General features: G+C 75.6%; 17 protein-coding genes. 9 read left to right on the top strand and 8 right to left on the bottom strand.

What is annotated here, in order from left to right; translation table 11 throughout:
• Positions 1–304 precede the first annotated feature (304 nt).
• Both E6U81_RS03370 and E6U81_RS03365 read left to right on the top strand, forming a co-directional pair.
• Positions 305–2089 carry an RNA ligase family protein gene (locus tag E6U81_RS03370; RefSeq protein WP_136228902.1) on the top strand — a complete coding sequence of 595 codons (1785 nt, stop codon included), beginning with the start codon at positions 305–307 and terminating at the stop codon, positions 2087–2089.
• Positions 2076–4937, top strand: coding sequence for a poly(A) polymerase (locus tag E6U81_RS03365; protein WP_136228563.1), 2862 nt, complete (start codon positions 2076–2078; stop codon positions 4935–4937). Before E6U81_RS03370 ends, E6U81_RS03365 begins: the two co-directional genes overlap by 14 nt.
• Positions 4938–4959: 22 nt before the next feature.
• Here E6U81_RS03365 and E6U81_RS03360 read toward each other — a convergent pair whose 3' ends face one another.
• Positions 4960–5877 carry an NADP-dependent oxidoreductase gene (locus E6U81_RS03360; RefSeq protein WP_136228901.1) on the bottom strand — a complete coding sequence of 306 codons (918 nt, stop codon included), beginning with the start codon at positions 5875–5877 and terminating at the stop codon, positions 4960–4962.
• A gap of 165 nt (positions 5878–6042) precedes the next feature.
• Positions 6043–7119 (bottom strand): RNA ligase (ATP), encoded by a 1077-nt coding sequence (locus E6U81_RS03355; protein ID WP_136228562.1) that lies wholly within the window; start codon positions 7117–7119, stop codon positions 6043–6045.
• Positions 7120–7321: 202 nt separating this feature from the next.
• On the opposite strand from E6U81_RS03355, the gene E6U81_RS03350 reads away from it, so the two are divergent.
• Positions 7322–8065: an SDR family oxidoreductase gene (locus tag E6U81_RS03350; RefSeq protein WP_136228561.1), complete on the top strand. Its 744-nt coding sequence runs from the start codon at positions 7322–7324 to the stop codon at positions 8063–8065.
• A gap of 15 nt (positions 8066–8080) precedes the next feature.
• Here the strand turns inward: E6U81_RS03350 and E6U81_RS03345 are convergent, their stop codons facing one another.
• A complete protein-coding gene (locus E6U81_RS03345) occupies positions 8081–8860 on the bottom strand; it encodes a peptidoglycan-binding domain-containing protein (protein ID WP_136228560.1) in 780 nt (259 codons plus the stop codon).
• A 263-nt stretch (positions 8861–9123) separates the two neighbouring features.
• Positions 9124–10434 carry an MFS transporter gene (locus E6U81_RS03340; RefSeq protein WP_136228559.1) on the bottom strand — a complete coding sequence of 437 codons (1311 nt, stop codon included), beginning with the start codon at positions 10432–10434 and terminating at the stop codon, positions 9124–9126.
• A 194-nt stretch (positions 10435–10628) separates the two neighbouring features.
• Here E6U81_RS03340 and E6U81_RS03335 point away from each other — a divergent pair, with 194 nt between their 5' ends.
• Complete coding sequence (locus tag E6U81_RS03335; RefSeq protein ID WP_136228558.1) at positions 10629–11081, top strand: hypothetical protein; 453 nt, start codon at positions 10629–10631, stop codon at positions 11079–11081.
• A gap of 11 nt (positions 11082–11092) precedes the next feature.
• Here the strand turns inward: E6U81_RS03335 and E6U81_RS03330 are convergent, their stop codons facing one another.
• On the bottom strand, positions 11093–11410 hold the full coding sequence (locus tag E6U81_RS03330; RefSeq protein ID WP_136228557.1) for a hypothetical protein: 318 nt from the start codon (positions 11408–11410) through the stop codon (positions 11093–11095).
• A 93-nt stretch (positions 11411–11503) separates the two neighbouring features.
• Here E6U81_RS03330 and E6U81_RS03325 point away from each other — a divergent pair, with 93 nt between their 5' ends.
• Positions 11504–11956 carry a hypothetical protein gene (locus tag E6U81_RS03325; protein ID WP_136228900.1) on the top strand — a complete coding sequence of 151 codons (453 nt, stop codon included), beginning with the start codon at positions 11504–11506 and terminating at the stop codon, positions 11954–11956.
• 79 nt (positions 11957–12035) lie between these two features.
• On the top strand, positions 12036–12896 hold the full coding sequence (locus E6U81_RS41880) for a GNAT family N-acetyltransferase (RefSeq protein ID WP_346766120.1): 861 nt from the start codon (positions 12036–12038) through the stop codon (positions 12894–12896).
• Here E6U81_RS41880 and E6U81_RS03315 read toward each other — a convergent pair.
• Complete coding sequence (locus E6U81_RS03315; protein WP_206309827.1) at positions 12887–13888, bottom strand: WYL domain-containing protein; 1002 nt, start codon at positions 13886–13888, stop codon at positions 12887–12889. The two genes, E6U81_RS41880 and E6U81_RS03315, sit on opposite strands and share 10 nt — an antisense overlap.
• 98 nt (positions 13889–13986) lie before the next feature.
• Between E6U81_RS03315 and E6U81_RS03310 the strand changes: the two genes are divergently transcribed.
• Positions 13987–14397 carry a DUF3224 domain-containing protein gene (locus E6U81_RS03310; RefSeq protein ID WP_136228555.1) on the top strand — a complete coding sequence of 137 codons (411 nt, stop codon included), beginning with the start codon at positions 13987–13989 and terminating at the stop codon, positions 14395–14397.
• Positions 14398–14488: 91 nt separating this feature from the next.
• On the opposite strand, the gene E6U81_RS03305 is transcribed toward E6U81_RS03310, so the two are convergent.
• Complete coding sequence (locus tag E6U81_RS03305; RefSeq protein ID WP_136228554.1) at positions 14489–17227, bottom strand: DNRLRE domain-containing protein; 2739 nt, start codon at positions 17225–17227, stop codon at positions 14489–14491.
• A 133-nt stretch (positions 17228–17360) separates the two neighbouring features.
• Here E6U81_RS03305 and E6U81_RS03300 point away from each other — a divergent pair, with 133 nt between their 5' ends.
• On the top strand, positions 17361–18368 hold the full coding sequence (locus tag E6U81_RS03300; RefSeq protein WP_206309826.1) for an MFS transporter: 1008 nt from the start codon (positions 17361–17363) through the stop codon (positions 18366–18368).
• On the opposite strand, the gene E6U81_RS03295 is transcribed toward E6U81_RS03300, so the two are convergent.
• Positions 18292–20232 (bottom strand): cellulase family glycosylhydrolase, encoded by a 1941-nt coding sequence (locus E6U81_RS03295; protein ID WP_136228553.1) that lies wholly within the window; start codon positions 20230–20232, stop codon positions 18292–18294. The two genes, E6U81_RS03300 and E6U81_RS03295, sit on opposite strands and share 77 nt — an antisense overlap.
• Before the next feature lie 258 nt (positions 20233–20490).
• On the opposite strand from E6U81_RS03295, the gene E6U81_RS03290 reads away from it, so the two are divergent.
• Entirely contained in the window at positions 20491–20793 is a 303-nt protein-coding gene (locus tag E6U81_RS03290; RefSeq protein WP_030818290.1) for a hypothetical protein, read from the top strand.
• Positions 20794–20813 lie beyond the last annotated feature (20 nt).

Here is a 20813-nt window from a genome sequence, read left to right as displayed (position 1 = left end):
GCCGCCGCCGCGGAGCAGCCTGACCGGCCGGTGCGCCCGCCGCGCAGGCCCGGGCCCCCGAGAAGCGCGAAGCCCGTGAAACCGGTGCAGCCCGCGCCCCGGGCGAAGGCCCGCCGGCAGCCGGCGGCGCCGGCGAAGTCCCGTCCCGCACCCGGGCGTTCGTACGACATGGCTCCCCTGTGCGAGGCGGCCAAGGGCACGGTGTCACCGGCCATCGTGGCTCTCTGCCGCTGAATTGGGTGGATCCGCCCGCTCCCGCATACCTACAGTGACGGCGAACCACGTCGTCGAGCCGGAGCGGATCATGCGCACCCACTATCCCCGTACGCCTCATCTGCCCTGGTCGCCCGGGGCATCGGCGGACGACGTCCGGGCCGTCGGGTCGGCGGGGCTGACCGGGCGGGAGGTCGTGGTCACCGAGAAGCTCGACGGGGAGAACACCACCCTGTACGCCGACGGGCTGCACGCCCGCTCGCTCGACTCCGGACACCACCCCTCGCGGGCCTGGGTCAAGGGCCTCCAGGGCCGCATCGGCCCCGGCATCCCGGCCGGTCGGCGGGTGTGCGGGGAGAACCTCTACGCCCGGCACTCGATCCCCTACGAGGACCTGGACAGCTGGTTCTACGGGTTCTCGGTCTGGGACGGGGACCACTGTCTCGACTGGGACCGGACCGTGGGGTTCCTGCGCGGCCTGGGCGTGCCCACCCCGCGCGTGCTGTGGCGCGGCACCTTCGACGAGCGCGCGCTGCGCAGGCTGAAGCTCGACACCGCCCGGCAGGAGGGCTACGTCGTGCGCACGGCCGCCGGCTTCACCCGTGCGGACTTCGGGAGTTGCGTGGCCAAGTGGGTGCGGGGCGGCCACGTGCAGACCGACACCCACTGGATGTATGCGGAGGTCGTACCCAACGGGCTGGGTCCGGCGGCCCCTCTGTGGGCGGTGCGCTCGGGCGCCGAGCCGGATGTCGCGGCCCTGTCGGCCGCCGTCGGCACGGACACGGACGCGGACGCGGAGAAGGACCCGGACACGGACACGGTCGCCGAGGTCTCCGAGGCCGCCGCCCGGATCGACGCGTCGGGGCGGACCGGCGAGGACCGGCTGGCCGGGGTGCTCGCCGCCGCGCTGCACCGCGTACCGCGGGCCCGGGTCGCCGCACGGCTCGCCGCCGGACCGGCCGGGATGGGACTCGCCCGGCGGGTGGGCGACCTGATCGGGCTGTACCCCTGCCTCCAGCGGCCGTTCCCGGACGCGGACCGGCGGGCCGGGCTCGTACGGATGGCCGCGGCGGCCGATCTCGGGGTGCTGCACGCGCTCGCCGGAGCGCTGGCCGACGGGCCTCGGGCGCGCGAGTACGTGGAGTGGTCCGCCATGTGGGCCGAGGAGGCGGGCCTGCTCGGCGGCCCGGATCCGCTGGAATCCCTGCGCGCCGCGCTGCGGGAGCCCCTCGCCGGGCTGGACGCGGCCGCGGCCGACCGCTGCTGGGCGGAGGCCCGGCGGGCGTTCGCGGACGGCAGGATCTCCGGATCCGTGGTGGAGGAGGCCGTGGCGGCGACGTGGCAGTGGCGCGACGGATCGTTTCCCCGACTGGTGCAGCTGTGCGGGCCCTCGGGCAGCGGGAAGAGCACCTTCGGCCGCGGCCTGCCCGGGGTGGACGCGTACGTCTCCCTCGACGACCTGCGCACCGCCCGGGGTTCGCGTACGGACCAGCGGGCCAACCCGGAGGTGCTGCGCGCGGGCCTGGACCGGCTCGACGCCGCCCTGGCCCGCGGCGGAACGGTGGTGTGGGACGCCACCTCGCTCACCGAACAGCAGCGCGGGCCGGCCGGTGCGGTGGCGCGCCGCCGCGACGCGCTGGTCACCCATGCCGTCGTGCTGGTCGGGGAGGCCGAGCTGGTGCGCCGCAACGGCGTGCGCCCGCACCCGGTGCCGCCTGAGGTACTGGCCTCGCAACTGCACCGCTTCAGCCCGCCGTACGCGGGGCGGGCGCACCGTACGTGGTACGTCGGCGCGGACGGGGACGTGGAGGACACGGCGGGCACGCTCGCGGCCGGCCCGGTCACGGCGGGCGGAGGTCGCGATGCGGACCAGTGAGCAGCTCTACCACCAGGTCCGCTGGGACCCCCGGTTCGACCCGGCGCGGTTCGTGCTCGGCCTGCTCCAGCGCGGAGCTCCGCCGAAGCGGGTCCCGCTGCCCTCCTTCGTGCCCGGCGGGGACATCCCCTGGCACCGGGTGCTGTTCGTCGAGGCGGACGGCGAGCTCGTGTGGGACCGGGCCACCGGTGTGGACCTGATCGACGTGACCGCGGCGGGCCGGGTCCGTGATCCGCGCCTGCTGCGGGCCCCCTTCTTCACGGCGCGGACGCCCTACGCCTGGGATCCGGCGGGCGGCGGCGCGTGGCGCCCCGCGCGGGCCGTCCCGGTGGACGCGGGGGCGGCGCCGACCTCGGTGCGGCTGCTGACCTGGAACACCCTGTGGGACCGCTACGACGCCCCGCGCATCGCCACCGCCCGGCGCAGACCGCTGCTGCTGGACGATCTGGCCGTCGCGGACGCCGACGTGATCGCACTCCAGGAGGTCGAGCCGGAACTGCTCTGCATGCTGCTGGCCGCGCCGTGGGTGCGCGCCGGGTACACCCTGGGCACGGATCCCGGCGGCCGGGACGTCGCCGAGTGCGGGCTGCTGGTGCTCAGCCGGCTGCCGGTGCGGGAGGCGGGCCGGCACGTGTTCCGCGCGCACAAGGCGGTCACCGCCGTGACGGTGGACACCGCGGCCGGGCCGCTGGTCGTCGCCGCCACCCACCTGACCAGCGACCACACCGAGAACGGGCACGAGCGACGGGAGGCCGAACTGGCCCGGCTCGCGGAGGGCCTGGGCGGGGTCGACGCCGGTGTGGCCCTGCTGGGCGACTTCAACGACGGCCGCCACGGCGCCGAGGGGCCGGCGCCCGCGCTCGGCATGCGGGACGCCTGGTGCGAGGTGTACGGGGCGGCGGACGCCACACCGACCTTCGACCCGGTGGCCAATCCGCTGGCGGCGGTGGGGTCGCTGACGGGCCGCGCGGGCCGGCTGGACCGGATCCTGCTGGGCCCCGCCGCGGGCCGGGTGACGCGCGCGGCGCTGCGCGGCGACTCCCCCGCCCCCGACGGGCTGTTCGTCTCGGACCACTTCGGGGTGGAGGCGACGGTGGAGTTCGGGGCGTCCGGCGACGGCCCGGCCCGCCTCGACGTGCCCGCGACGGTGCGGACGGCCGTGGCGTGGCTGCCGCCGCGCCTCCCGGACGCGGTGCGGGAGGTTCGCCGGGAACACGACCCGGCGGACGCGCGCTGGCCCGCGCACGTGAACCTGCTCTTCGGCTTCGTACCGGAGTCCTCCTTCGCCGAGGCCGTCCCGCTGCTGGCCGAAGTGGCCGCGGGGACCGCTCCGTTCGAGGCCCGGCTGGAGGGTGTGCACAGCTTCGGGCACCGTGAGGATGCCACCGTCTGGCTGGATCCGGCGGCGGCCGGTGAGGCGCCGTGGCAGGAGCTCCGGCGCGCGCTGGCGGAGCGGTTCCCCGGATGCCGCGGGCGTTCCGGCGCGTACGGGGGGTACACCCCGCATCTGACGCTGGGGCGCAGCCGCGACCCGCAGCAGGCGGTCGCCGCGTTCGCGGCGCGTCTCGGCGGGGCGGTGTCCGCGCGGGTCGGGGAGCTCGCCGTGCTCTCGCGGCGCGGGGACGGGCCGATGCGGGTCCGGGCGACGGTGGCTCTGGGGACGGGCGAGGTGCGCTGGATCCCGGAGCCGCTGCCCGAGCCGGTGCCCGAGCCCCTGCCGGAGCACCTGCCGGGGGCCGGGGCCGGTCACGCCGAGGCGGTCGCCGCGCGCATCGGGGCCGCCCTGCCCGGCGCACGGGTGTACGTGGCCGGCTCCCGCCGGATGGGTTGCGACCTGCCGGGGGCCGATCTGGACCTGGTGGCGGCGCTGCCGGGGCAGGTCGACATGGAGCTGGTGCGCGCACGGGTGGCGGCCGCGCTGCCGCAGGCCCGCGGGCTGCGCGAGGTGACGGGGGCCCGCGTGCCGGGCCTGCGCCTGCGTGTCGGGGCGCTGTCCGTGGACCTGGTGGTGGTCCCCACCGGCGGTCTGGATCCGGCGCTGGCGGTGGCGCGCCGGGCGGAGCTGGGCGAGGCCGCCTCCGTCGCGTTGAGCGCGGTGAGCGACGCCGACGCCGTACGGGAGGCGGTGGGTGCGGAGCATGCCGCTTTCGCCGGGCTCGCGCGCGGGGTGAAGGCGTGGGCGCGGGCCAGGGGGCTGGACTCGGCGCCGTTCGGGGGGCTGCCGGGGCTGGCCTGGTCGGTCCTCGCGGCGCGCACGGTCCGGGAGGTGGGGGACCTGCCGCCGGACGCCCTGGTGCGGGAGTTCTTCGGGCGGTGGGCCGCCTGGGACTGGCGCGAGCCCGTCGCGTGGGCGGCGTCGGCCGCGGGGCCGGATCCGGTCACGGTCCTCACCCCGTCGGCGCCGGTGCGCAGTTGCACCGCCCAGGTGACACCGGGGCTGCGGGACCTCCTGGTGCAGGAGCTGTACGGGGCCTGGGAGCTGCTGGAGTCGGGGCTCGCCGTGGACGCCCTGGCCGCTGCCGCACCGCCGCCGCACCGTCGGCACGCCGCGTGGGCGGTGGTGACCGTACGGGCGTCCGAGGCGGAGTTCGAGGAGGTACGGGGCCGGGTGCGCGGGCGGTTGCGGGCGCTCCTGGGTGCGCTGGAGGAGGCCGGCGTCACCGGTGCGCACGCGTGGCCCCGCCCCTTCGAGTCCGGGCCGGGTCTGGCCCGGTACGCGATCGGTCTGGGTGCCGCGCCGCCGGACGCGGCGCGGCTGGCAGGGCCGGCCGATGTCTGGCGGGCCGGCCTGCGGGGGGTCGAGGTGTCGTGGGAGGCGGGCGGTGAGGTACCGGACCTGGGTGCCTGAACCGGGGCCGGCGAAGAGGGGGTCAGACCTCGATGATGATCTTTCCTGCGGTGTGCCCGCCCTGACTGAGTTCGAAGGCGGCCGCCAGCTCGGACAGCGGGAAGGTCCTGGCGACGGGGACCTTCAGCTGTCCGCTGTCGGCGAGTCGGCCCAGTTCGGCCAGGTCGCTGCCGACGGGGCGGACCCAGATCCATTCGCCGCCGGATCCGAGCACGCTGGGGTCGGCGATGGACGCGTGCCGGCCGTCGTCGTGGAGGACTTCCCGGGTGACGCCGCCGACCCCGCCGACGAAGTCCGCGACGACGGTGGGCCCGTCGGGCACGAGGGCGCGGACGCGGCCGGCGAGCCCGTCGCCGTATTCGACGGGCTCGGCGCCGAGTTCGCGCACCCGGTCGTGGTTGCGGGGGGACGCCGTGCCGATGACGCGGGCGCCGAGCGAGCGGGCGATCTGCACGCCGAGGGAGCCGACGCCGCCGGCGGCGCCGTGGATGAGGACGGTGTCGTCCTTGCCGGTGCCGAGGCGGGTGAGCAGCTGGTAGGCGGTGAGCCCGGCCAGCGGCAGCCCGGCCGCCTCGGCCCAGCTGAGCGAGGCGGGCTTGTGCGCGAGGGCGCGCACGGGGACGGTGACGAACTCGGCGAAGGTCCCGCCGTGGACGTAGTCCTTGCGGGCGTAGGCGATGACCTCGTCGCCCTCGGCGTACTCGGGGACGTCGATGCCGACCTTCTCGACCGTGCCGGCGACGTCCCAGCCGGGGACCACGGGGTAGACCACGTCCATGAGGGGGTCGAGGCCGCCCGCCATGATCTTCCAGTCGACGGGGTTGACGGCGGCGCACTTGACCCGGACGAGGACCTCGCCCGGTCCGAGCTTGGGCAGCGGCAGCCGGGTCTCGGAGAGCACCTCCGTCCCGCCGTACGTCTCGTACGCCATCGCCCGCATGGTTTCCTGGCCGCTCCGGCCCGACTCGGACATGTACCCGACCTCTCCGTGTGCTGGTGGACCCCGCCCCGGACCATCCCACCACGCGCACCGCGCCCCGGCCGGTCGGACACGGCCGCCCGCTCAGGGCATCGGCGGCAGGCATCCGATCACACCGGGGGGTGATCACTCGTACTCCGTGCCGCCCTTGCGGGTCAGGTAGGCCGGGCTGACGGCCTTGGCGATGGCACGGCCGCCCACGACGGGGCTGTACCGTTCGGCGGCCGGGCGGATGACGACGCCCTCCCTCAGGTGTACGGCCTTCCCGGACACCGTCTCGCGGCCGCTCGCGTGCTCCAGCACCGTGTCCAGGTGGTACGGGCCCTCGTACAGCCGCGGAACCAGCGGCAGTTCGCCGTCCGTGAGGACGGCGGCCGGGTCCAGCCAGCGGACCTGTCCGTCGATCTCCGCGGACACGTCGAAGACGGCGTATCCGGGCGGGGTGTCGGCGGTTCGTACGTCGGTTCCGTACGCCAGGTCCTGGACGCCGGCGCCGTACACCTCTGCGAAGATCCCGACCCGGGTCGCGCCGAGGCGTTCGGCCAGGGCCTCGGCGACGGCCGGCACCCCGTGGCCGCGCACCGCGCGCCAGTAGAGGTTGCGCTCGTCCTCCTTGAGGGCGAGTCCCTTCGCGCCGAAGCCCTTCGAGGAGACGATGGAGCGTCCGCCGTCGACGACGTACGTGAACAGGCTGGCCGTTCCGTGCAGTTTCTCGGTGAGGACGACGGGCTCGCCGGGCTCGAAGATGTGCGGATAGCGCTGCAGGTTCTCGATGTCCACCCACGGCATCAGGTCGGCGGCGGCCTCGACGTCGCCGCTCATGGTGGTGGGGATGGGCGGCGCCCATTTGGTGATGCCGAGCAGCTCCGCGAAGTCGGTGCCCTCCTTGGCCGCCTGCGCGAGGTCGACGTCGGCGAGGGCGCGGGGCCGGCAGACCAGGCCCTGCGAGAGCTCGCCGCGCAGCCGGACCGCCTTGACCCGGTCGGCGGAGCCGCCGGCGAGCCGCCCGGTCAGGCCCAGTTCCTCGATGAGGCCGGCGGGCAGCACGGCCTGTTCGGGTATGTAGAGCGCGAAGTCACCGGTGCGGTAGGCGCCCTTGGCTATCACCGCTCGGTAGAGGCCCACCTGGGCCAGTTCCAACGCGTCGGCATTCGGATGGTCGTGGACGGTCAGCTCTTCGGCTGTGACGCGCAAGGTCGACATGGGAGGCTCCAACGGTTCGTCATGGTCGGTACCGACACGCGCAGTTGCGGCCGCCGGCTGGTGCGGCGCATCGGTGACGCCACTTTCCGTCCCGCCATTTTCGCTGGTCCAGCGATTATCGCGGTGTTAGCCTGCCGCACCGTGCGACGCGAAGGGCGCCCGCACGCGCCCGCTCCACGATCCGCGTCCGCAGGAGGTCCACATGTCACGTCGTCCGGTCACCGTCGTCACCGGTGGCAGCAGAGGCATCGGTGCGGCGACCTGTCTGCGGCTGGCCGCCGACGGGCACGACCTGGTCCTGGGCTACGTCCGCGACGAGGCGTCGGCCGAGGACGTCGCCGGGCGCGTGCGGGCCGCCGGGGCCCGCTGCGTGACCGTACGGGTCGACACCTCCGAGGAGTGCGGGGTCGAGCGGCTCTTCGACATCGCCGGCGCAGAACTCGGCACGGTGACGGGCCTGGTCAACAACGCCGGTGTGACGGGACCCCTGGGCCGGCTCGCCGACGCCCGCACCGAGGACCTGCGCCGGGTCGTCGAGGTCAACCTCCTCGGGTACCTGCTGTGCTGCCGCCGGGCAGCCCGCGACATGGCGGAGTCCGGAGGCGGGGCGATCGTGAACGTCTCCTCGGCGGCGGCCACCCTGGGCAGCCCCGGGGAGTACGTGCACTACGCGGCGACCAAGGCGGCCACCGACGCCCTGACGGTGGGGCTCGCGAAGGAGCTGGGCCCGGACGGGATCCGGGTCAACGCAGTGGCACCCGGCACCATCGAGACCGACATGCACGCCGCGATGGGCGACCCCGACCGACCTGCCCGCATCGGGGCCGGGACACCGCTGCGGCGGCCCGGCCGGCCCGAGGAGATCGCCGGGGCGATCTCCTGGCTGCTGTCCCCGGACGCCTCCTACACGACGGGCACCGTGCTGCGGGTCGCGGGCGGCCGCTGAGGCACGAGGCGTCTGCTACTGCATGGCCGCCTGGGTGTACGGCCCGTAGACGCCCTGGGGGTCGCCCTTGATGGAGCGGTCGCGCTGGAGCTGGCCGACACCGCGCTTGGTCTGGCCGTCGTAGACGCCGGTGACGGAGACGTACGTGAACCCCTGCCCGTGGAGCATCTCCTGGAGGGCGCGCACCTCGGGCCCGCTGTCGCCCATGCGCAGGGTCACGTACGCGTTCGACGGCCGCGGGGCCGAGGCGCTGGGCGTGGCGGGCGGTCTCGTCCCCGGGCTCGTCGTCGCCTCCGGCGCGCCGGTGCCCGTGGCCGACGGTTCTGCGGTCCGGGCGGACGGCGCCGGGCCGGGGGACCGCGTACCGGCGTCCGGGCTGCGGGCCGGGAGCGCCGGCAGGGACAGGTCGGCGGGCGGCTCGGCCCGGCGTGGCTCCGCGTCGGGGCCGGTCAGCAGGAGCACGAGGGCGCCGACGGCGGCGAGCGCGAGCAGGCCGGCCACGGCGGCCGGGAGCCGACTGCGCCGGCCCGGGCCGGCGCCTGCGGATTCCCGGGCTCCGTGAGCGGCGGGCGTGCGAGCCCCGGTGGGCACGCTCTCCGGCACCGGAACCGTGGCGTCCTGGCCGTATGCGGAGCTGTGCGCCGGGCCGTGTGCCGGGCCGGGGAAGGCGAACGGCCCGGTCTGCGGCCAGGCGGGAGCCTCGGCCCGGGCCGGCGGGCCGGAGGGCGCGACGTACGGGCGTACGAGCAGGGCGTCGTCGGGAGCGAGCCCGTTCTCATCAGGGTGCTGGGACATGGCTGTCTCCCGGCAGGGGCGGGGGCCGGCGCGGCGGTGCGGTGCCGGCCCCCGCCCGGCCGGTCAGGCTCTGCGCCGCCGGGCGGCGGGAGCCTGGGCCGCGTCGGCGCCGTGGGCGCCGAGCGTGCCGGGTGCCGGAGAACCGCAGGTCACGGCTGGAGCGATGCGGGAGCGAACCGGTATGGGCATCTGCGTATCTCCGAGGTGCGGCTCGAACAGTGGTTCTTGATCGGGCGCACTCTTGCCCTCCGACCGGGGCCGGGTCAAGCCCCTTGTCCGGTCTGCGGCGTTCCGTCCGTTCTGTCGGGTGGGATCGGTCGGCCGAGGCGGTCGGGCCGGCGGCGGACCGCCGTGGCCCGGACGGTGACGGCGGCCACGAGCATCAGGGCGGCTCCGCCGAGCGGGGCGGCGGGGGCGGAGATGCCGTCGACCGCGAGGCCGCCGAACAGCGCTCCGGCCGCTATGGCGAGGTTGAACATGGCCACCATCAGCGAGGACGCCGCCTCCGTGGCGGCCGGGGCGGCCTTGATCATCCAGCCCTGCACGCTCACCGAGACCCCTCCGTAGGCGAGTCCCCAGGCGAGCAGCAGAGTGGTCCCGGCAACCGCTCCCGGCAGGACCGCGATGAGCGCGAGGATCACGGCGAGGGCGGCGCTGATCACGAGCAGCGTCCGGTACGCGTCGCGCGCCCCGGCCAGGAAGTTGCCCGCGACGCCCGCGACGCCGTAGCCGAGGAGGAGGGTGCTGACGAACCCGGCGTCGATGCCGGAGACGTCCTGGAGGATCGGCCGGACGAACGTGTAGGCGGCGAACTGCCCGGTCACCACGAGGAAGGTGACGACCACCCCGGCGCGGACCGCGCGGTTCTCCCGGAGCAGGGCGGGCAGTTCGCGGAAGCCGATGTGCCGGGTAGGCGGGAGCGGGGGCAGCAGGACGACCAGGGCGGTCAGCGTGACGAGGCCGAGGGCGCCGACCGCGGCGAAGGCGGTGCGCCAGCCACCGAGTTCGCCGAGCAGCGTTCCGGCGGGGACGCCGAGCACGGAGGCGGTGGGCACGCCCCCGAAGACGAGGGCGGTGGCCCGGCCGACGTGGTGCTCGGGAACGAGCCGTACCGCGAGTCCCCCGGCGACGGCCCAGAAGCCGCCGACGCCGACGCCGACGAGCAGGCGCGCAGCCAGTACGACGGCGAAGCCCGGGGCGAGGGCGGCGGCCAGGTTGGCGGCGGCCGTCAGCGCGATGAGCACGCACAGGACGAGCCGCCGGTCCAGGCGGCCGGCTCCGACGGTGACCAGCGGCGCGCAGAACCCGGCGACCAGCCCGGGCACGGTGACCATCAGCCCGGCGGTCCCGTCGGACACCCCCAGGTCGGCCCCGACGGGGGTGAGCAGCCCGACGGGCAGCAGTTCGGAGGTGATCAGGCAGAAGATGCCGAGGGCGACCGCGCAGACGGCCGCCCAGCCCTTCCAGGGGGCGGGACCGGACCCCGCCGGGCCGGGTATGGACCCTGCGGCGGGGGTGGTTCCACCGGAGTCGGGGGACGGCGCGGAACTGCCGGGCGCGGCGGCTGCTGTCATGGATCGGTGCTCCGTACGGGTCGATCGGCGGGCAGGATGCGACGGCACGGGGCGCCGGAGGTCGCGCCTCCCCCACCGCCCGTACGTGCGTGCCAATCTCCCACACGCCCCGTCCGTTCCCTCCGGCGCCCGCTGTCACCCGGACGCGTGAGGCGGTGCACGGGACGCGCCGGGCCGTACGGCAAGGTGGTCGGATGCAGTTGCGCCGGGCCCTGCCCCTCTCCCTGGTCGCGCTCCTGGCGAGCGCCGGCTGTGTCTCCGTCGGCCCGCAGGACCCGGCCGCGGTTCCGTCGCCCGTACGGGGGGCCGTGCCGGCGGCCGACACGCCCGAGCGGGCCGCGCCGCCGGCCCTGCCGCTGGGCGAACTGCCCGCCACCGTCCCGCCCGGGGCGTCCCGGGACACTGCCCGGGGAGCGGCCGCGGACCCGGACCGGGACCGGGCTGCCGTGCCGGCCCGGCCCCGTGAGCGGCCGCGCGCGAAGCAGGCGGCCCCGCCCCGGCGGGCGCGGGTGTCCGGGGCAGCGACCGCGCACCCGCGCCGCCGGCCGGCGCCGCCGCCGCCCCGCCTGGACGAGCTGTGCGCCGCCGCCGACGGCGTCGTACCGCCGTCCATCGTCGACCTGTGCCTGCGGCAGTACGACCGCTGACCCGCCTTGCCTCAGCCGGTGTGGACGCGGCCGCGGGGGCGGAGGCCTCGGGCGCGGGCGCAGCGGCGGGCCGTGTCGCGACGGGCGGTGCGCAGCCGGTGCAGGGTGGTGTGGCCGCGCCGCTTCCACTCGCCCCGCGGCAGAGCCGCCCGCTGTCCGCCGCCCGCGATGAGGGCGTTGACCGGGGTCATCGGGTCGGCGGCCATCGCCTTCGCGAACAGGACGCCGACCACGAGCGGGACCAGGGCCACGGCCAGGGCCGAGCCAGCGGTGGTCACGTGCTGCATGCGCGGGCGGGCGGTCGCGCTGCGCGGGGCGTCGTCGTTCATGGCCCCATTCGACCAGCGGCGGCGCTCCGGGGAATCGGGGCGGATACTCAGGCCGTTGGGCGTGAGGTACTCAGACGGGTGGGTGGTGGGGTGGTGACGGATCCGGGGCGGGGCTTCGAACCGGCGACCGGCGACGGTGCGGCCGGGCCGCCCGGACGGCGGGAGGCCGAGCTGCGCACGGCCTACGAGGGGCTGCTGCAGATCCGCCGTCTGGTGGGCGGCCCCGCGGGCGCGGGGGTTCCCGCGCCGTGGGAGGTACGGCAGTTGCCGCGCGCGGTGGCCCTCGCACTGGAGGCGGCGGGGATCACGCCGTCGGCGCTGGACGCGGAGGGGCGCCGTACGCGGACGGGCTACCGGGTGGCCGCCGGGTCCGGGCCGGAACGGGCCGAGGTGACCTGGGTCGGCCCGCCGGGCGGCGGCGCGGCCGAGGAGGAGCAGGGGCGTCTGACGGCCTGCGCTGCCGTGCTGGAGGAGCTGGGGTGGGTGTGCCTGCTGTACCGGGGCCCTCGCCGGCGACGCTTCCTGGAGGTGGAACCCCCGCGCTGACCGGGTCGGCCGGGGCGGCCGCACGGGCGGGGGCGTAATCCGGTGGCCGGGAAGCGGTGCGCGCGGCGAGACTTGTCCGATGGGCATGCTCGACACGCAGGCGGACCGCATCGGCCGCGGGGAGACCGTGGAATTCCGGCCGACCGGCGGATCGATGGTGCCGCTGGTGCACAGTCGGCAGAAGGTGCGGGTCGCGCCGGCGGACCCGGCCCTCGTCGAGGTGGGCGACATCGTCCTGGCCCGGGTGGCGGGCACGGTCTGCCTGCACCTCGTGTCGGCGGTGGACGCACCGCGCCGGCGCGTGCAGATCAGCAACAACCACGGCCGCATCAACGGCTGGACCGGGCACGACCGGGTGCTGGGCATCTGCCTGGCCGTGGACGACGTGCCCCGGCCCGGGGCGGCCGCGAAAGTGCGCCGGCCACCGGTCCGGCCGGTCGCCCTGGCCACCGCCCGCCTGGAGCTGCTCCCGCTGCTGCCGGAGCACGCCGACGAGATGAGCCTCGTCCTCGCCGATCCGGCCCTGCACGCCTTCACCGGAGGCGTGCCCCTGTCACGGGACGCGCTGCGCGCCCGCTACGAGCGGCTCTCCGCGGGCTCCCCCGACCCGGCGGTCGTCTGGGCCAACTGGGTGCTGCGGCTGCGCGGGACGGGGAGGCTGGTGGGCACCGTCCAGGCCACGGTCACCCCGGCGCACGGCCTCGCCGAGCTTGCCTGGGTCGTCGGTGTCCCCTGGCAGGGCAGGGGCTTCGCCGCGGAGGCCGCCCGCGCCCTCGCGGCCTGGCTGGAGGCGCTCCCCGTCGACCGTCTCGCCGCCCATGTCCATCCGGACCATGCCGCGTCGGCGGCGGTCGCGCGGGCCTGCGGACTCCGCCCGACCGGACACCGCCGGGACGGCGAGGTCCGCTGGCAGTCCCCCGGGCCCCGCGCTCACGCGTAGCGGTCGGCGAGGGCGGTCACCGTTGCGGCGAGGGCGCGGCGCAGTTCGGGCGGGCCGAGCACCTCGGCCTCCGTGCCCAGGCGCAGGAGGTCGCCGACGGCGATGGTCTCCGACTCGACGGCGAGGCTGATCCGGACCCAGCCGTCCGCGTCGGGCGGGCCGGCGTCGGCAAGCGCCCGGGTGCCGGCCGCCCCGAACTGCATCGGCAGCAGCTGGCGGCCGCGCGGGGAGAGGCGCAGCCGCGCGGTCTGCCGGCGCAGGGCCGCATCGAGGCGGACGGTGGACTCCTGCCAGTACGCGGCGAGTTCGAAGCCGGCAGGGCGTTCGAAGCCGTCGTCGGCGGTGTCCACCGCGAGGAACCGTGCGACGCGGTAGGTCCGTACGGCGTCGGCCCCGGCCCCGGGCTCGACCCCGACCCCGACCCCGACCCCGACCCCCGCGACCAGGTACCAGATGCCGCCCTTGAGCACGAGGCCCAGCGGGTGGAGCTCGCGGCGCACCTCACCGTGCCGGCGGCGGTAGTGGGCGTGCAGGACGCGCTGGTCCCAGACGGCCTGGGCGATCCGCGCGAGGTGCGGCACGGGGTCGGCGTCGCGGAACCAGGCGGTCGCGTCGAGGTGGAAGCGCTCCTGGACGTGCCGGGCCCGTCCGGCGAGCTGGGCGGGCAGCGCGGCTTGGAGCTTCAGTTGGGCGGCGGCCAGGTCGGCGCCCAGCCCGAGGTCCTGCGCGGGTCCGGGGACGCCGGCCAGGAAGAGCGAGCCTGCCTGCGCGTCGGTGAGGCCGGTGAGGCGCGTGCGGTAGCCGTCGGCCAGCCGGTAGCCGCCCGCGGGGCCCCGGTCGGCCACGACGGGGACGCCCGAGGCGCCGAGCGCTTCGATGTCCCGGTAGACGGTGCGCACGGACACCTCCAGCTCGGCAGCGAGCTCGGGGGCGGTCGTCCGGCCGCGGTTCTGGAGCAGCAGGAGCAGGGAGAGGAGCCGGTCTGCGCGCATGGCCGCCATTGTCGCCGTACCTGACAGAAGGTGTCAGGTACGGCTGCCAGCCTGGGGGAAACGCCGGGCGGAGGGTCCGTCCGGCCGAGAGGACCCTCATGCCCACGCCCGTGGAAACCCGTGGCCGCTTCACCTTCGCCGACTGGCAGGAAACCCCTGTCGGGGCACCGGAGGCGACCCCTCGGCTCGCCCGCGCCCACGTCGCCAACACCTTCACCGGCGGTGTCGAGGCGGCCGGCACCAGCTGTGACTACACGATCGCCTACACCGGCGGGGACACCGGGAGTTACAGCGGGATGGAGCTGCTGTCGGGCAGCGTCGACGGCCGCAAGGGCAGCTTCGTCCTGGAGGAGCGCGGCGCCTTCGACGCGGGCGGCACCGTCTGCCGGTTCGAGGTGGTCCCCGGCTCGGGCACCGGGGACCTCGTGGGCCTCACGGGCTCCGGCGGCTTCACCTACCGCCATGGCGACACCTCCGTGGAGTACGCGTTCACGTACGCCCTGGCCTGACCCCGTGTCCGGACGCGCCGGACGCGCCCGGACGCACCGGGGGGCGCGGACCGGTGTGGCCCGCGCCTCCCGGTGTCCGGTCGGCCTCAGGTCACGGCGCGCCGAAGGTGAGCGTCAGCTGCGGCGTGCCCTCGTTGGCCTGGGCCTCGGAGGACCACAGCCACAGGGCGTCCGTGCCGGAGCTGCTCAGCGCCAGGCCGATGCTGCCGCCGAGCGCCCCCGCGACGGATCCCGTCGTCAGCGTGGCGGTGTGCACCGCCGAGCCGTCCGGGATCCCCGGGTAGGCCCCGAGGGGCGGACCGCCCAGCGCGGGACGGTTGTTGTACGTCGTCCCGCCCTCGCTCCACGCGCCCGTGACCGGGACCACCGAGACCGTGTCCGTCGTACCGGCGCCGCTCATCGTGCTCGTCCTCACGCTGAGCACGGCCGACTTCAGGACCGTGCCCGCGGGCGCGGCCGGCAGGTCGAAGCGCAGGTAGCTCGCGTAGAAGGAGCTGCCGCGCACCGCGAGCGAGGAGGAGGTGCCGTAGTTGGTCGCGGGGGCGCCCGCGTTGGCGTAGGTGTCCTCCGCGGCGGTGACCTGGACCACCGAGTCGGCCGGGGCGGTGGCCAGGGCGTAGTGGTTCTGCACCTGCGCCGCGCTCAGGACGGTCGGGTAGACGGCGCTCTCGTCGAGCTGCCCCGCCCAGAACTCGCTCGTCGGGCGGTCGGGCCAGCCGCCGAGGCTGTCGCCGCCCGCGTGCCAGTAGCCGGTGTAGTTCTCGTGCGTGGTGACGGCCAGCGTGCCCCGCTGGACGCCGTCCACGTAGAGGGTCATACCGCCGGGGCCCTGGGTCGCGACGGCGTGGTGCCACTGGTTGTCGTTGAACGCGCCGGCAGTGGTGATGGTGCGGGTGGCACCGGTGTAGACGCCGAAGACCACCCGGCCGTCGTTGGTCATGTAGAGGTGCTTGTCGTACTGATTGCTGCCGCGGTCCTGGTTGCTTCCGAAGCCGAAGAGCTTGCCGCCGCGGGTGGTGTTCGTCCTGAACCAGGTCTCGACGGTGTAGGTGCTGCCCACCGTCTGCCGCTTGTCCGCGTAGATCCGGGTGTCCGTGCCGTTGAACCCGATCGCCGTGCTCGCGCCGGAGACCGCGCCCGGCGTCTGCCGCAGGGCCGGGGCGTTCATGTGCACGCCGTTCTGGTTGCCGCCGGCCGAGGAGTCTGCGGCGTAGGGCAGGACCGCGTCGTCGTAGCGCCAGTACAGCTGGGCTCCGTCGGCGCGGACCTGGCTCGGGTAGCCCTCGGTCCCGGTCGGGACGGTCACGCTCGCCGTCGCGGACAGGGCACTGGTGTTGCCGGCCGCGTCGGAGGCCGTCACCCGGTAGGTGTACGACTGCCCCGCCGCGACGGTGGTGTCGGTCCAGGAGGCCTGCGGGCGCTTGAAGAAGAGCGAGTCTGCCGTCACCGTGGCGATCGGCGTGGCCGAGCCGTTGCGGTGGATCCGGTAGGTCAGCGCGCTGTCGTCGAGGTCGAGGCTGGTGCGCCAGCGCACCTGGACCTCGCCGGGCTTGAAGCTCGCCGCGCTCGCCACGGGCACGGTGGGCGCGCCCGTGTCGCCGGTGGAGGCGAACCGGGTCAGGCTCTGCTGCGCCGCGCCGTTGACGGTGGTGAACTCACCGCCGACCCACAGGTACTGCACCCCGTTCTTCGAACCGACGGTCATCACGCGCGGGCCGATGCCCTCGCCGATGCCGTCGTTGGTGTCGGGGGACCAGCCGAGCTTGCCGATGCCGCCGGTGGGCTGGGCGAGCAGGTGGTGGCGCTGGCCGTCGGGGAACTCTCCCACGAGGGAGCAGTCGTGCGCGTGCGAGGCGCTGTAGAGGACGTCCTGATGGGGCAGTACGGCCTGGGTTGCGCCCAGGCAGGTGTCGCGCCAGCGCTGGCCGAAGCCGGGGAGGTCGAGCGCGATCCGGCCGTCGAAGACGCCGCCGCCGGTGCCCTCGTTGGCGGTGTAGAAGCCGGTCGCGTCGGTCGCGACGTCCTTGACCACGGAGTTGGTGTCGATGAAGCCGGGGTAGGCCTTGGTGAGCGCGCCGCTCGCCGAGTCGACGACGGCCAGCGCGTGGGTGTTCGTACCGTTGACGGTGAAGAAGTCCCCGCCCAGGACCACGTTCTCGCCGTCCGGGGTGACCTCGACGGCGCGTCCTGGCTCGTCCGCGTCGGCGGTGAAGGGCTTGAGGGCGCCGTCGGCGGCGCCGACGGCGGCGAAGCGCTGGCGGGGCTGGCCCGCGACGGTCAGGAAGTCGCCGCCCGCGTAGACGGTGTCGCCGGTGACGGCGAGGGCGCGGACGGTGGCCGCGAAGGCCGGGCGGAAGGCGGTCTTGACCGTGCAGCTCGCCACGTCGATCGCGGCGAGGCTGGAGACGGCGGTGCCGTTCACCGCGCCGAAGTACCCGCCGGCGTAAAGGGTCGCCTTGTCCGGTGAGAGGGCGAGCGCCCGGACCGTCGCGGTGCCGGAGCCCACGGTGAAGGAGAGTTTGCAGGAGGTCGGCGTGCCCGTCGCGGCGTCCAGTGCCACGAAGTTCACGGCCTGTTGTTCGCTGCCGGCGCCGCCCGCGGGCGGGCGCACCGTGGAGAACGTGCCGCCGGCGAAGACCTGTCCGCCGGTCTCGGCGAGGGCCCATACGACGCCGTTGGGCTGCCAGGTGGACAGTGCGTCGGCGGTGAAGGCGACGGGCGGGGTGATGGCCGCCGCCTGCGGGGCGAGGGCGAGGCCCAGCCCGGCTCCGGTGGCGGCCAGGGACAAGGACAGGGCGAGAGAGAGCGCCGGCCTACGGGATCTGCGCATGAACCCCCCAGTTGAGTGTGCGGTGCGGCCGGAAGGCGCCACTGGTGAGGCATGGCCGGAAACCGCCGAACAGGTGTCCGCGACGATGCTTACTGGCGCACCTTAGATCGGTTCGGCGCTCCGTTCACCCCACTTGGCGCATTTCGGCAACGAGATCGCGCCAGGAGCGGAGCGGCTGGTACGCCGCCACCTGCCCGCCCACCGGCCGCGCGGCGGGACCGGCGCAGTGGCCGGGACCGGGGCCGGCCGGGCCCGCTTCGACGGTGCGGGCACGCTGCTGCTCGCCCTGGCGCTGGCCGCCTACGCCTTCGCCATGACGCTCGGCCGCGATGCTTCCGGTCTCCTGCGGACGGCGCTGCTGCTGGCCGCCGCGCTGGGAGCCGGCCTCTTCGTACGGGCACAGGCGCGGGCGGCATCACCCTTGCTCCCGCGGGCGGTCCTGCGCACCCCGGGCCTGCGCCGGGGGCCTCGCCACGAGCGCGCTGGTCTCCACGGTGATGATGACGACGCTGGTGGTCGGCCCTTCCAGCTCTCCCGTGCGCTCGGGCTCGACGCCGCCCTCACCGGGCTCCTCCTGGCGGTCGGCCCGCTGGTGGCCGCCGTGACGGGGGTGCCCGCCGGACAGCTCGCCGACCGCTTCGGCGCGCCCCGTACGACCGTCGTCGGCCTCGCGACCATGGCGGCCGGAGCACTCGCCCTGTCGGTGGTACCGGCGGACTTCGGCGCCGTGGGCTACGTCGCCCCGCTCGCCGTACTGACCTCCGGGTACGCGGTGTTCCAGACGGCGAACAGCACGGCGGTCATGGGGGACGTGCCGCCGGACCGGCGGGGCGTCGTCTCCGGCGCCCTGGGCCTCGCCCGCAACCTCGGGCTCGTCACCGGCGCCTCCGTCATGGGCGCGGTGTTCGCGCTCGCGGCGGCCGTCGCGACGGCGCCCCCCGCGGCCGTGGCCGCCGCCACCCGGATCACCTTCGCGGTGGCGGCGGCCCTGGTCCTCCTCGCTCTCGCCGTCGCAGCGGGCGGCAGGATCCGGATCCGCTCCGACGCCGCCCGCACGACGGAACTCACCCCGCCTCGGGACCCGGCAGGGGACGGCACAGCAGCGCGGCCGGGGACGGGCGCGCAGCGACCCGGGTCGTGAAGGCGATGCCCGCCGCGTACTCGGTGGGCAGGCACTGGCCCTTGTAGTGGCCGAGGGCGTAGTCGCCGCCGGGGCCGCCCGGCGGGCGGTTGTCGCCCCGGTCGAACCAGAGCGTCCGGCCGCCCGCCGGGAGGGCGGTGCGGGCCGGGGCGCACAGCGCGGCCGAGACCCGCTCGCCGCGCAGGCTGTAGCCGGTGAGGAACTGTCCGGCCGGGCACTGGAACTTCGTGTACCCGCCGGCCCAGTCGCCGCCGGCCGGGACGTACCGCTCGTCACGGACCACGGTGTGCCCGCCGGTCGGGGCGCGCAGGCCGGAGGTGGTGCACAGGCCGCGGCCGCCGGTGTGGGCGAGGCCGGTGAGGCGTGATCCGTCGGGGCAGACCGCCTTGCGGGCCCCGCTGTCCCAGTCTCCGCCCGCGCGGGTGAGCAGTGAGGCGTTGTGGTCGCGGTGGTCGGTGGTCAGCTGGTACCAGGCGGTGGTGGCCGGGACCGGGCCGGTACGGCCGGGGGCGGCGAGGAGCCCGGACCAGCGTGCGGTGCGCCAGTCCCCCGCGTCCAGGACTCCGGAGCGGCGGCCGGCCGCGTCGTAGCGGAGCATCGCCCAGGTGTCGCCGCCGGGGGCGCCCTGCGCATTGGTGCTCCAGCCGACGAGGGGCCAGTACGCGAAATCGGCGTCAGTGCGGGCGAGTTGTCCGGTGAGGCGGTCGAACCAGGTGCGCGGGGCGGCGCCGGTCTCGTCGGCCCCTATGCCGAACTCGCTGATCCAGACGGGGGCGGTGAAGTGCGTCCCGGTCTCCGCGGAGACGAAGAAGGCCTGGTCGTAGAGGGTCTGTTCGAGCTGGGCCGCGCTCATGTCCTGGTAGCGCAGGTCGCTGGTCTCCCCGATACCGGTGGCTCCGCTGTGGTGGGGGCCGGTGTACCCGTAGAAGTGGGCCGAGTACACCAGCTTGTTGGAGGCGACCAGGGTGTGCGAGAGGGTGCGTACGGGGGTGAGGGTGGGGCGGCCGTGCGGGAAGCCGTCGACCGGCAGGCCGAACCAGTTGATGCCCTCGACCACGATCAGCAGGTTCGGGTTGGCCTCGGCGAGGATGCGGTCGGCGGCCTCCTGGGCCGCGGCGTGCCAGTCGTGGTTGTCGCCGAGGCCCCAGTTGGGGTCGTCCCAGACGTCTCGGCGGACCTCGTTGTAGAGGTCGGCGCCGACCACGCGCGGGTTGTCCCGGTAGCGGCGGGCGAGGAAGACCCAGTCGTCGGCCCACTGGGCCGTGGAGCGGCCGCTGTTCCAGCGCTCGTTGCCGTCGAGGCCGCAGCACCAGCGGGTGGTGACGGTGTGGTTGTTGAGGATGACGGCGAAACCGCCGTCGGTGAGGGCCGCGACCACGGCGTCGAAGACCTGGAGGGGGGTGCGTCCGCGCAGGGCCGGGTTGGCGGCGACGGCCGCGTCCGGGACCGGGGTGGTGGTGCGCAGCATCTCGTTGGAGAAGGGCAGCCGGATGCTGTTGAGGCCGAGGGCGCGGAAGTCGGCGAGCAGGGTGGGGAGCGGGACCCGGTCCAGGCCGAGCGGTATGCCGTTGGCGTTCTGGCCGCTGTGGTGCGTGGCGGGGTCGTTGCGGTCGCCGGAGCCGTTCCAGGAGCCCTGGGCGCCGTCCCAGTTGCCGGAGCGCAGGCGGAACCGGTTGCCCTGCGCGTCGACGATGTACCGGCCGCGCGTGGAGAGCGGCGGGGTCCAGGTCTCGGCGGCGCCGGCGTCGAGGGCCTCGGACGCCGGGCCGGCCGGGTCGGCAGGGGATGTCTGGGCGGCCTGGGCGGGCAGGGCGCCGACCGTCAGCAGGAGGGCGCACAGGACGGCGCGTAACAGGCTCTTCATCTCGCTCCTACCGGGATCGGCCGCCCGGCCGGGCGGTTGCCGCGGGTCAAGTTACCGGCGGGTCGCCGTCGGGGGAAGTCGAACGCCCGAACGCTTTCGGCAGTGCTCCGCGCGGTCGCGGCCCGGTCCGGAACTACCGAATCCGGCCGCCCGCGCCCGCTCACGCAGGGTCACCCTGCGGAAACGGCCACGCGTCGGGCCGCGCCCCTCTACCGTGCCCTGAGGGAACGGGGGCTCGGCAGCGGAGGGGCGGGGCGGATGAACGACGAAGAGGACATGCGGCTGGCGGGGATGACGCCTGAGATCTCCCGGCGCACCCTCGTCATGCTGCGCGGCCTCGCCGGCCTGGAGCCGCCGGAACAGGTCCCGGAGGAGGCCATGGTCGTGGCCGACGCGGTCCTGGCCGAGTACGGCACCGACGGGCTCCGGGTCCTGGTGATGACGCTGGCCGCCTGGGCCACGGCCCAGATCGAGAACGTCGCCGAGCTGAGCGGGCGCAGCCACGAGGCGGTGCTGGACGCGATGGAGCTCGCCTGCATGGAGGCGAACGCGGAGGACTAGGCGGAGGCTAGGTGGAGGAC

Source organism: Streptomyces sp. A0592, assembly GCF_004795115.1.
Classification (GTDB): domain Bacteria; phylum Actinomycetota; class Actinomycetes; order Streptomycetales; family Streptomycetaceae; genus Streptomyces; species Streptomyces erythrochromogenes.
The sequence above is the reverse complement of the archived record's forward strand: the minus strand, read 5'-3'. Positions and strand labels throughout refer to the sequence as shown.

What these genes read in the sequence shown, in the direction of transcription:
- E6U81_RS03345 (WP_136228560.1), bottom strand. Translation starts at nt 8,860, where the DNA reads ATGTCCCAGCACCCTGATGAGAACGGGCTCGCTCCCGACGACGCCCTG.
- E6U81_RS03290 (WP_030818290.1), top strand. Translation starts at nt 20,491, where the DNA reads ATGAACGACGAAGAGGACATGCGGCTGGCGGGGATGACGCCTGAGATC.
- E6U81_RS41880 (WP_346766120.1), top strand. Translation starts at nt 12,036, where the DNA reads ATGGGCATGCTCGACACGCAGGCGGACCGCATCGGCCGCGGGGAGACC.
- E6U81_RS03315 (WP_206309827.1), bottom strand. Translation starts at nt 13,888, where the DNA reads ATGCGCGCAGACCGGCTCCTCTCCCTGCTCCTGCTGCTCCAGAACCGC.
- E6U81_RS03305 (WP_136228554.1), bottom strand. Translation starts at nt 17,227, where the DNA reads ATGCGCAGATCCCGTAGGCCGGCGCTCTCTCTCGCCCTGTCCTTGTCC.
- E6U81_RS03295 (WP_136228553.1), bottom strand. Translation starts at nt 20,232, where the DNA reads ATGAAGAGCCTGTTACGCGCCGTCCTGTGCGCCCTCCTGCTGACGGTC.
- E6U81_RS03350 (WP_136228561.1), top strand. Translation starts at nt 7,322, where the DNA reads ATGTCACGTCGTCCGGTCACCGTCGTCACCGGTGGCAGCAGAGGCATC.
- E6U81_RS03365 (WP_136228563.1), top strand. Translation starts at nt 2,076, where the DNA reads ATGCGGACCAGTGAGCAGCTCTACCACCAGGTCCGCTGGGACCCCCGG.
- E6U81_RS03330 (WP_136228557.1), bottom strand. Translation starts at nt 11,410, where the DNA reads ATGAACGACGACGCCCCGCGCAGCGCGACCGCCCGCCCGCGCATGCAG.
- E6U81_RS03370 (WP_136228902.1), top strand. Translation starts at nt 305, where the DNA reads ATGCGCACCCACTATCCCCGTACGCCTCATCTGCCCTGGTCGCCCGGG.
- E6U81_RS03360 (WP_136228901.1), bottom strand. Translation starts at nt 5,877, where the DNA reads ATGCGGGCGATGGCGTACGAGACGTACGGCGGGACGGAGGTGCTCTCC.
- E6U81_RS03310 (WP_136228555.1), top strand. Translation starts at nt 13,987, where the DNA reads ATGCCCACGCCCGTGGAAACCCGTGGCCGCTTCACCTTCGCCGACTGG.
- E6U81_RS03335 (WP_136228558.1), top strand. Translation starts at nt 10,629, where the DNA reads ATGCAGTTGCGCCGGGCCCTGCCCCTCTCCCTGGTCGCGCTCCTGGCG.
- E6U81_RS03355 (WP_136228562.1), bottom strand. Translation starts at nt 7,119, where the DNA reads ATGTCGACCTTGCGCGTCACAGCCGAAGAGCTGACCGTCCACGACCAT.
- E6U81_RS03340 (WP_136228559.1), bottom strand. Translation starts at nt 10,434, where the DNA reads ATGACAGCAGCCGCCGCGCCCGGCAGTTCCGCGCCGTCCCCCGACTCC.